Source organism: Paraburkholderia sp. BL18I3N2, from assembly GCF_003001875.1.
Lineage (GTDB): Bacteria > Pseudomonadota > Gammaproteobacteria > Burkholderiales > Burkholderiaceae > Paraburkholderia > Paraburkholderia phytofirmans.
Genome location: NZ_PVNC01000007.1, coordinates 427,846 through 433,845, shown reverse-complemented (window position 1 = coordinate 433,845; position 6,000 = coordinate 427,846). Strand labels below are relative to the sequence as shown.

The following is a 6,000-nucleotide window of genomic DNA, read 5'->3' as shown; positions in this document are numbered from 1 at the left end:
ATCGTGAAGGGCTGGAGCACGGAACTGTCGATCGAAGTCACGAGCCTCGGCGTGCAGGTGCACGGCGGCATGGGCTTCATCGAAGAAACCGGCGCGGCACAGTACTACCGCGATGCGCGCATCCTGCCGATCTACGAAGGCACGACCGCGATTCAGGCCAACGATCTGATCGGCCGCAAGACGGTGCGCGACGGCGGCAAGGTGGCGAAGTCGCTGCTCGCCGGGGTGGCGGCAACGATCGGGGCACTCGGCGCGCAGCAAGGCCCGGCGTTCGAGTCGATGAAGAAGTATCTGGCGCAGGGCCATCAATCGTTGGGCGCGGCGGTGGATTTCGTCGTCGCCAATACGAAGGGCGATCCGAACGCGGTGTTCGCCGGCAGCGTGCCGTATCTGAAACTCGCGGGCATTGTGCTGGGCGGCTGGCAGATGGCGCGCGCGCTCCTGGTGGCGGCGCAAAAGCGCGACGAAGATCCGTCGTTCTACGGCGCCAAGATCGCGACCGCGCAGTTCTACGCGGAGCATGTGCTGCCGCTGGCGTCGGCACTCGAAGCGTCGATTGTCAGCGCGAAGGGTGGGGAGAGTGTGCTGGCTTTGTCGGAAGATCAGTTCTGAGATTGCTTCGGCTTCTGCTGTTGCATCGTTTGAAAAAACAAACGGCGCCTTGTCAGGCGCCGTTTGTTTTTGTGACGCTGGTCCGTGAGATCACAAACCAGCGCTGCCGCTCTCGCGAAGCGTCGTCGTTAAACCCTAGGCATAAGCCGGGCGATGCGCACTGCCAATCTCGCCGAGATAGCGATGCACCGACAGATCGTCCGCCTTGATGGCCGGTTGCTTGCCCGACATCACGTCGGCGAGCAGTTGCCCCGAACCGCACGACATCGTCCAGCCCAGCGTGCCGTGGCCCGTGTTAAGGAACAGATTCGGCACGGGAGTGCGGCCGACGATCGGCGTGCCGTCCGGCGTCATCGGGCGCAGACCGGTCCAGAAGGTGGCCTTCGACGTATCGCCGCCGCCCGGGAACAGATCGTTCACGCACAGTTCCAGCGTTTCGCGGCGCGCCTGACGCAACGATTTGTCGAAGCCGACAATCTCCGCCATGCCGCCCACACGAATCCGGTCGTCGAAGCGCGTGATCGCGATCTTGTACGTTTCGTCGAGCACGGTCGACACCGGCGCCGACGCTTCGTTGACGACCGGCGCGGTGATCGAATAACCCTTGAGCGGATAGACCGGAATCTTCACGAGACCGGACAGAAACTGCGTCGAGTACGAACCCAGCGCGACGACGAACGAATCCGCACGCACTAGCTCTTCGCCGCACTTCACGCCGGCGATGCGGTCGCCGGCCATCGCGAGTGCGTCGATCGGCGTGTTGTAGCGGAACTTGACGCCCAGTTCCTCAGCCAGCGCGGCGAGGCGCGTAGTGAACATCTGGCAGTCGCCGGTTTCGTCGCCCGGCAGGCGCAGACCGCCGGTCAGCTTGTGGGACACGGCGGCGAGCGCCGGTTCGGCCCGCGCGAGTTCGGCCGGCGACAGTAGTTCGTACGGCACATTGGCTTCCTGCAGCACGGCGATGTCTTTCGCGGCGCCATCGAATTGCTGCTGCGTGCGGAACACCTGGAGCGTGCCGCCCGTGCGACCTTCATACTGAATGCCGGTTTCGGCGCGTAGCGCTTGCAGGCAATCGCGGCTGTATTCGGCGAGGCGGACCATGCGGCCCTTGTTCACCGCATAACGCGACGACGTGCAGTTCTGCAGCATCTGCCACATCCACTGCAACTGGAATTGGGTGCCGTCGAGGCGGATCGCCAGCGGCGCGTGTTTCTGGAACATCCACTTGACTGCCTTCAGCGGCACGCCCGGTGCAGCCCACGGCGACGCGTAGCCCGGCGAGATCTGGCCTGCGTTAGCAAAACTGGTTTCGAGCGCCGGGCCGGCCTCGCGATCGATAACGGTCACTTCGTGTCCTGCGCGCGCCAGGTAATACGCGCTGGTCACGCCGACAACGCCACTGCCCAAAACGACGACTCGCATAGATGCTCCAGGTATTCAAATGAGGTCTGAGGACGGTGCGCTTGTCGATTCGTTGGAATTCGTTCGATTGACGAGGTGTTTCGCGGATCGTCCAGTGTTAACCGCTATACTATTAACAGTCAGGCAGGTTTTGTTATTGTATTTTCAAGATTTTCAGCAAAAACACCATGCGTACACAGCGCCAACCGGTCCGGGCCCTCGACAAACTCGATCGCAAGATCCTGCGGCTGCTGCAGCAGGACGGCCGTATGGCCATGAAGGACCTGGCCGAACAGGTTGGACTGTCGGTCACGCCGTGCATCGAGCGCGTCAAGCGGATGGAGCGCGACGGCGTGATCACCGGCTACCACGCGCGCGTGAATCCGGCGGAGTTGGGCGCGGCGCTGCTGGTGTTCGTCGAAATCACGCTGGATCACAAGAGCGGCAACATGTTCGACCAGTTCCGCCGCGAGGTGCAGAAGATCCCCGAGGTGCTGGAATGTCACCTGGTGTCGGGCGATTTCGACTATCTGATCAAGGCGCGCATCGGCGAAATGGCCGATTACCGGAAACTGCTGGGCGACATCCTGCTGCAACTGCCCGGCGCGGTGCAGTCGAAAAGCTATGTCGTGATGGAGGAGATCAAGGAAACGCTGATGATTCCGGTAGGGGATTGAACGGCACGACTGTGCCCGGCGGGACTCGACAAACGGCGTAAACACTGTATATTTATACAGGTGTTTTGCGCCGTTTTCTGTTTTTACATGTTCCAGCCGTGACCGACTCCGACTCCCACTTCGTCAACGAATTTCCGATCGCGCCGCCGGCGCCTCGCAAGGGCCGTGGCGCGGTGACGAATCTGCAAGGCCGCTACGAAGTCGACCAGCGCGAAGCGGTGGACGACGGCTGGCTGTCGGCGCCGGAAGACGGTGACGAGCCTAAAGTCTTGCGCACGCAGGTTTTCGAAGAACGGGCCAAGACCATTCTTACGCGCAACGCGTCGCCGGATATTCCGTTCAGCGTGTCGCTTAACCCGTATCGCGGCTGCGAGCACGGCTGCATTTATTGTTTCGCGCGGCCCACGCACGCTTATTTGGGGCTGTCGCCGGGGCTCGACTTCGAAAGCCGAATCTACGCCAAGATAAATGCGCCGGAATTACTCGAGCGGGAATTGTCGAAGAAGTCCTACGTGCCGGAGCCGATCGCGCTGGGCGTCAATACGGACGCCTGGCAGCCCGTCGAGCGCGACCTGCGGCTCACGCGCAGGGTGATCGAAGTGCTCAGCGAACGTCAGCATCCGTTTGCGGCGATCACCAAGTCGTCGCTGATCGAACGCGATCTCGATCTGCTGGCGCCCATGGCGGCGCGGGGGCAATTCATGGCGGCCATTACCATCACCACGCTGGACGCAGAGATCGCTCGTACGCTGGAACCGCGCGCGGCCACGCCGTCACGGCGGCTGCGCGCCATCCGCACGTTGAGCGAGGCGGGCATTCCGGTCGGCGTCAGCATCGCGCCAGTGATTCCGTTCGTCACCGAACCGGACATGGAGCGCGTGCTGGAAGCCTGCGCGGAGGCCGGTGCGAGCAACGCGAGCTATATCGTGCTGCGTCTGCCGTGGGAAGTCGCGCCGCTATTCAAAGATTGGCTCGCGGCGCACTTTCCAGATCGTGCCGATCGGGTGATGAGTCGCGTGCGGGACATGCGGGGTGGGAAGGACTACGACTCGTCGTTCTCCACGCGCATGAAGGGGGAAGGCTTGTGGGCCGATCTGCTCAAGCAGCGATTCCACAAGGCGGTGCGCCGTCTGGGCCTGAATCGGCGTGACCGTGGCATTCTGGATATGTCGCACTTTCGCCCGGTAGACGTGTCGCGTGCCGACAAACCGGCACGCGACGATCCTCAACTGAATCTTTTCTAGCGCGACGCGCAGCGGCTCATTGCGAGAGCGCTTTGGCTGCCTGCACCTGGCTTTCGAAGTACGTCTGGAACGAAATGGCGAGACCTGTCATCAGCAGGAAGGCGCCGATCAGCAGCGAAAAGATCACGACGAAAATGACCGTCCAGCCGGAGCGGCTTTTGCGCTGGGTCTGAGCGTTGAACTGCGCGTCCCACTTTTCGTCCGGACGCAGCCCGTAGACGATCGCGGCGAGAAACGCGGCGAGCAGCGAAACCGCGCCGGGAAAGGCCAGCACCCAGCCGAGCATCGACGACCGTTCGCTCGCCACCAGCAGCATGGCGCCGGGAATACCGATCAGCGCGCCGATCACGTGTGCCCATCCGTAGATGTCGCGCATGCCGTACAGATAGAACCGGTGAGCGCCGAGGCTGCCGAAGAAGAACGCCAGTGCGGCGGTAATCGTCTTGGATCTGAAACGCGAGGAAGTCGAGACAAGGGTGGACATGTAGGCCAGAGCAGAGTGACAGGCGGTCGAAAGCAGCAACGCGCGGCGCGCGGACCGACGCGCATTCTACGCCCGCCACGGGCCGCCGGTCACGTGATGGGTGGTCGCGGCAGGGGCGAAGGCGCGCTCAGCCGCGGGGGCGGAGGGTGGGTGGTTGCGGCAGCGGGGCAGCGGGTGATCGTGGCAGCTTGGCGAGTGGCGCGAGGAGCGCCGGATCTGGCTGGACCGGCGGTGCGGGTGCCGGCGCTCGATTGCTGGCCAAGCTTTTGGAGCGCACGGAGTTTGACGCAGCTTGCCACGAGAGGCGGCCTACGGCGCCGAATAGGTCACGCGGTAGACGGCGCCGGCATAGTCGTCGCTGATCAGCAGCGAGCCGTCGGGCAGCGGCAGCACGTCGGCCGGGCGTCCCCACTCGGTTTCGCCGGATTGGAGCCAGCCTTCGGCAAACACTTCCTGGCGGGCATTGCTGCCATCCGGGTCCGTAGTCACGTGCACGACGCGATAGCCGACCTTCTTGCTGCGATTCCACGATCCGTGCTCGGCGACAAAAATAGTGTTCCGGTATGCGGCCGGAAACATCTGGCCGTCGTAAAAGCGCATGCCGAGCGCCGCGACATGCGCGCCGAGTTTGACCGCGGGCGGCGTAAACGCGTTGCACGGATGGTCCTTGCCGAATTCCGGATCGGGTGTGTCGCCGCCATGGCAGTACGGAAAGCCGAAATCCATTCCGGCGCGCGGCGCGCGGTTGAGTTTGTCGTCCGGCACGTCGTCGCCAAGCAGGTCGCGGCCGTTATCCGTGAACCACAGGTCATGCGTCACGGGATGCCACGCGAAGCCGACCGAATTGCGGATGCCGCGCGCCACGACCTCGTAGTGACTGCCGTCCGGGTCCAGGCGTCCGATCAACCCGAAGCGGTCGCGATCTTTCAGGCAGACGTTGCAGGGCGCGCCTTGCGGCACGTAGAGCTTGCCGTCCGGGCCGAACGCGATGAATTTCCAGCCGTGGTGCGTCTCCGTGGGCAGTGTGTCGATCACGACGACGGGTTTCGGCGGAACGTTCAGGTGAGTGTCGATCGCATCGAAGCGTACAATTTTCGACACTGCGGACACATAGAGCGCGCCATCGTGCCAAGCCACGCCCGCCGGCGTTTCCAGGCCGGAAGCGATCACGTGGCGGGCTGTCACGCGTCCATTTTGCAGTTCGAGCGCGTAGACGTGGCCGTCGAGGCTGCCTATATAAAGAACGCCTTTCGGCGAGAGGGCCATGGCTCGCGCGCTCGGCACGGCGTTCGACAAGACCTCGATATGGAAGCCCGGCGGCACTTTGATCCGGTCCACCGGCAGCGCGGCGAGCGCAGGCAGGGCAGTTGCGGCGAGCAGCACGGCCGTGCCTATGCGAAGAGCCCGGCTTTGCAAATCGTGCGACGAGGAGGCGAACCGTATGGCGGCGGTACAGAAAACGCGTGAAAACACAATTAGCGGCAGGAGTTTCACGGGCGCTCCGTCAGGTAATTCGGGCGTTTCGACGCGGTTCCGGGCTGCCGCCCGTATGGCCGGCGCAACCCCGTCGCTCAGTTTATCC

Annotated in this window: 6 protein-coding genes; 3 read left to right on the top strand and 3 right to left on the bottom strand. The window is 63.4% G+C overall.

Annotated features, from left to right (window positions below; translation table 11 throughout):
• Positions 1–612 (top strand): acyl-CoA dehydrogenase C-terminal domain-containing protein (locus B0G75_RS21765; RefSeq protein WP_146142530.1); only part of this gene is annotated, 612 nt, incomplete at its 5' end.
• Between the two features lie 135 nt (positions 613–747).
• Here B0G75_RS21765 and B0G75_RS21760 read toward each other — a convergent pair.
• The gene (locus B0G75_RS21760; protein ID WP_106309992.1) at positions 748–2,034 is read right to left on the bottom strand and encodes a D-amino acid dehydrogenase; all 1,287 of its coding nucleotides are present in this window, start codon (positions 2,032–2,034) and stop codon (positions 748–750) included.
• Between the two features lie 167 nt (positions 2,035–2,201).
• On the opposite strand from B0G75_RS21760, the gene B0G75_RS21755 reads away from it, so the two are divergent.
• Together B0G75_RS21755 and B0G75_RS21750 are read left to right on the top strand one after the other, a co-directional pair.
• Positions 2,202–2,690, top strand: coding sequence for an Lrp/AsnC ligand binding domain-containing protein (locus B0G75_RS21755; RefSeq protein WP_106309989.1), 489 nt, complete (start codon positions 2,202–2,204; stop codon positions 2,688–2,690).
• 98 nt (positions 2,691–2,788) lie between these two features.
• On the top strand, positions 2,789–3,934 hold the full coding sequence (locus B0G75_RS21750) for a PA0069 family radical SAM protein (protein WP_106310131.1): 1,146 nt from the start codon (positions 2,789–2,791) through the stop codon (positions 3,932–3,934).
• 16 nt (positions 3,935–3,950) lie between these two features.
• Here B0G75_RS21750 and B0G75_RS21745 read toward each other — a convergent pair whose 3' ends face one another.
• Both B0G75_RS21745 and B0G75_RS21740 read right to left on the bottom strand, forming a co-directional pair.
• Complete coding sequence (locus tag B0G75_RS21745; RefSeq protein ID WP_106309986.1) at positions 3,951–4,418, bottom strand: NINE protein; 468 nt, start codon at positions 4,416–4,418, stop codon at positions 3,951–3,953.
• A gap of 309 nt (positions 4,419–4,727) precedes the next feature.
• Positions 4,728–5,912: a sorbosone dehydrogenase family protein gene (locus B0G75_RS21740; protein WP_106309983.1), complete on the bottom strand. Its 1,185-nt coding sequence runs from the start codon at positions 5,910–5,912 to the stop codon at positions 4,728–4,730.
• Positions 5,913–6,000: the final 88 nt, after the last annotated feature.

What these genes read in the sequence shown, in the direction of transcription:
- B0G75_RS21760 (WP_106309992.1), bottom strand. Translation starts at nt 2,034, where the DNA reads ATGCGAGTCGTCGTTTTGGGCAGTGGCGTTGTCGGCGTGACCAGCGCG.
- B0G75_RS21755 (WP_106309989.1), top strand. Translation starts at nt 2,202, where the DNA reads ATGCGTACACAGCGCCAACCGGTCCGGGCCCTCGACAAACTCGATCGC.
- B0G75_RS21745 (WP_106309986.1), bottom strand. Translation starts at nt 4,418, where the DNA reads ATGTCCACCCTTGTCTCGACTTCCTCGCGTTTCAGATCCAAGACGATT.